3 protein-coding genes, 1 tRNA gene and 1 pseudogene are annotated in these 3,482 nt (G+C 37.4%); 1 reads left to right on the top strand and 4 read right to left on the bottom strand.

What is annotated here, in order from left to right; translation table 11 throughout:
• Window positions 1-434 (top strand): T9SS type A sorting domain-containing protein (locus tag ABF281_RS02585; protein WP_347180137.1); only part of this gene is annotated, 434 nt, incomplete at its 5' end.
• A 146-nt stretch (window positions 435-580) separates the two neighbouring features.
• Here ABF281_RS02585 and nhaB read toward each other — a convergent pair.
• The 4 genes and pseudogenes from nhaB to ABF281_RS02605 form a co-directional block, all read right to left on the bottom strand.
• Window positions 581-2,035: a sodium/proton antiporter NhaB gene (gene nhaB, locus ABF281_RS02590; RefSeq protein WP_347180138.1), complete on the bottom strand. Its 1,455-nt coding sequence runs from the start codon at window positions 2,033-2,035 to the stop codon at window positions 581-583.
• A 148-nt stretch (window positions 2,036-2,183) separates the two neighbouring features.
• On the bottom strand, window positions 2,184-3,236 hold the full coding sequence (locus ABF281_RS02595; RefSeq protein WP_347180139.1) for an anhydro-N-acetylmuramic acid kinase: 1,053 nt from the start codon (window positions 3,234-3,236) through the stop codon (window positions 2,184-2,186).
• 81 nt (window positions 3,237-3,317) lie between these two features.
• Window positions 3,318-3,389, bottom strand: a tRNA-Glu gene (locus tag ABF281_RS02600).
• A gap of 13 nt (window positions 3,390-3,402) precedes the next feature.
• Window positions 3,403-3,482 (bottom strand): annotated as a pseudogene (locus tag ABF281_RS02605) (30S ribosomal protein S20); the annotation flags it as partial.

Here is a 3,482-nt window from a genome sequence, read left to right on the forward strand (position 1 = left end):
AGGGAGAAGAAAACAAAAGAATCTTAATTTTTGAAATCGCTGCAGAGCCCGAACATGAAAACTTTCTAATCCGCATGCAATATGGTGATACAGACCATGACAATAGTGGCTTAACGGATTTATCAGGAAATGTTTATGCAGGAAACAACGCAATCAATGGCACAATTGATACGTCAACCCTAAGCATCGGAAATTTTGCTCAACAATCATTGTCGGTGTATCCCAATCCAGTAACCACTACGATACACGTAAAAAATTCAATAGCAAAGGAGGCAACATATACAATTCGTGACTTCACCGGAAAACAAATAAAAAAATCTAAGGGCAAAGGAACAGAGCACAACATCGATGTTTCACAACTTGCTCCAGGGGTTTATCTTTTGGAAGCCACCACCGAGAAACAAAAAACACAATGGCGTTTTGTCAAAAAATAAGGTTGGCAAAAATCCTTCTCAGTAAGAGAGATACTTGGAAGGTAAAAAGCGATTTGACCGCATTGTCAAATCGCTTTTTTTGTGTTTTATTTTTAGCAAGGTGTCTTCTAAACCAAGAAAAAACATTATTTCTAATGAGTTCCTTTTTACAACAACACCCTAACCATCAAATACCCAACCCCACCTAAAACTATAGTATAAGGCAAAGCCATTTTTACCATTTTTCCGTAAGACAAATTGATTAAAGGCGCCAATGCGGAGGTCAATAAAAACAAAAATGCAGCTTGACCATTTGGAGTGGCTACACTAGGTAAATTGGTACCTGCATTGATCGCAATTGCCAAATGCTCGAACTGCTCTCTTCCAATGATCCCATTTTTAAAAGCCGCTTGAACCTCTCCAATATAAACCGTTGCAACAAAAACATTATCACTAATCGCAGATAAGAATCCGTTGGCCAAATAAAACAATCCTGGCTGTGATTCAGGACTTTGATCAAGTGCCCAATGAATGATCGGAGAAAATAAATGTTGGTCATGAATCATAGCCACAACAACAAAAAACACAACTAACAATCCGGTAAAAGGAAGTGCTTCTTCAAAAGCGTGCCCCAGTTGGTGCTCATCTGTGATACCAATAAATGCAGTTTGAAAAACAATTAGAGCCAAACCAATAAACCCAACAGGCGCTATGTGTAAAGCCAACCCTAAAATCAGTAGTATAGCAGCAAGTGCCTGAACTTTTAACGCATATTTTTCTTGAGATGTTCTCTTTGCATCTTCCTCACGAGTATAGCCCTGGATAATTTGATCTGCAATGCTAGGCAATTTAGCACCAAAACCAAAAGTTCCTGTGACCTCTAACAACACAGTGGTTAACAAACCACAAAACAAAACTGGAAGGGTAATCGGTGCCATTTTTAAAAAGAATGCTACAAAATCCCATCCTAATCTTTCACCTATCAATAAGTTTTGAGGTTCTCCTACCAGCGTACAAACACCCCCTAAAGCAGTACCAACTACTCCATGCATAATTAAACTTCTCAAAAAACTTCTAAATTGCTCTAAAGTCTCTCCAGTCAACTCTTTTTTATCTATTGCATCATGACTTTCTTCGCTGGTGTTGATCTTTTGATAAACACCATAGAAACCAACGGCAACACTAATCAACACAGCAGTAACGGTCAAAGCATCTAGAAATGCCGATAATATAGCTGACAAGAACACAAACAACAAAGACAAACCAATCTTTGATTTTATTTTAGTGAAAATTTTACTAAAAATATACATCAGCAACGGCTTCATAAAATAAATACCTGCCACCATAAAAACCAACAACAATACAACTTCTAAATTCTGATCTACTTCATGATATGCACTTTCTGGAGAGGTTAATCCTAATGCTATAATTTCAATCGCCAACAACCCACCTGACTGTAGAGGGTAACACTTTAAAGCCATTGCAAGGGTGAATATAAACTCTGCGATAAACAACCATGCTCCTACGTGGGGCACAAAAATAGAAATCGGTATGTTCACAAGTAAGAAAAATATCATAACAAGTTTAAACCACTTCGGACTTGACCCTAGAAAATATTTCATTTTATATCTTATTTTTTAAATTCTTGAAAGCTAAAATAGTATTTTAAAAGTTTTACGAGGAGTTTTACCTATGAAAATTCATCAACTGTAACCAGACAAAGCCCTCAAGACGCCAATTCTTATTGATTGTTAGATGTTTACAAAAAAATTATGACCCACAGACCTCACCCGAAGAATGATCTTTTCGAGCACCAGTAACACTGGCAAGACAATTGACTTCATTTGCTAGCCTCAACTTTCCTAACAAAGCAAAAATTAGCGCTTCTTTATACTCAATTAGTTCATCAGAAGGAATGAAAATCTCTAAATCTGGATTGAGTTCTTTTATACGACCTATCAAAAAGTCATGATAAGCCCCTCCACCAGTAACAAGTACTTTTCCTTTTTTTAATGTATTCGAAATTTGATTGGCAATATGCTCTACAAAGGTCCTCATCAAATCTACTTCTGAAAGACCATAGCTTTTCATGAGCGGATAAACCTCTTGATTCAAAAACTCTACCCCCAAGGACTTAGGAATGGTTTGTTTGTAAAAAGGCAAATGATTCAACGCTGACAACAATGGGGAACAGACATGGCCTTGTCTTGATAGCACACCTCCTTTATCATATTCGTATCCCAAATGACGGGCGTAAAAATTGAGCACTGTATTGACCGGACAGATATCAAAAGCTTTTCTAACGCCATTATGATCATAAGAAACATTAGAAAAACCTCCCAAATTAAGACAATAATCATATGCTGAAAACAACAAATGATCTCCTACAGGAACCAAAGGTGCTCCTTGACCCCCTAAAAATACATCCTGCGCCCTGAAGTTATAAACTGTTTTTATGCGCGTAAGGTTAAAGATTTCTTTGCCTGAACCTATCTGCAAAGTATATCCTATTTCGGGTTGATGATGAACGGTGTGACCGTGAGAGGCAATAGCATCAACTTTGTTTATGTGATGCTTAGAAATGAATTCTGACACCAAATGACCATAGTACTGACCTAGCCTTACATCGATATCGTGCAACTGTTTATCCCCTCTTGGATAATCTGACACAGTACTCAGTTCACGAATCCACTCACCAGAATAAGGAAATGTTTCTCCTTTTAAGAGGGTCACATCCCCAACACCATTCCATTGGGTATACACAAGATCTACACCATCTAAAGAGGTGCCCGACATCAAACCAATCACATATTTATACTCCAAATTTATCCATGTATTATTAGAACAATGATAAGAAAATAACAAACGCCAAAAAAGCCTTACTGAATATCAGTAAGGCTTTAGTAGTCCGTAGGGGAATCGAACCCCTGTTACATGGATGAAAACCATGCGTCCTAACCCCTAGACGAACGGACCATTATTTGATTTCTTATAAAGAAGCTACGTGCTTGGTCAACTTTGACTGTAAATTAGCTGCTTTATTCTGATGAATAATGTTGTTTTTAGCTA

It is taken from the genome of Wenyingzhuangia sp. (assembly GCF_039768515.1).
In the GTDB taxonomy this organism is placed as follows: domain Bacteria; phylum Bacteroidota; class Bacteroidia; order Flavobacteriales; family Flavobacteriaceae; genus Wenyingzhuangia.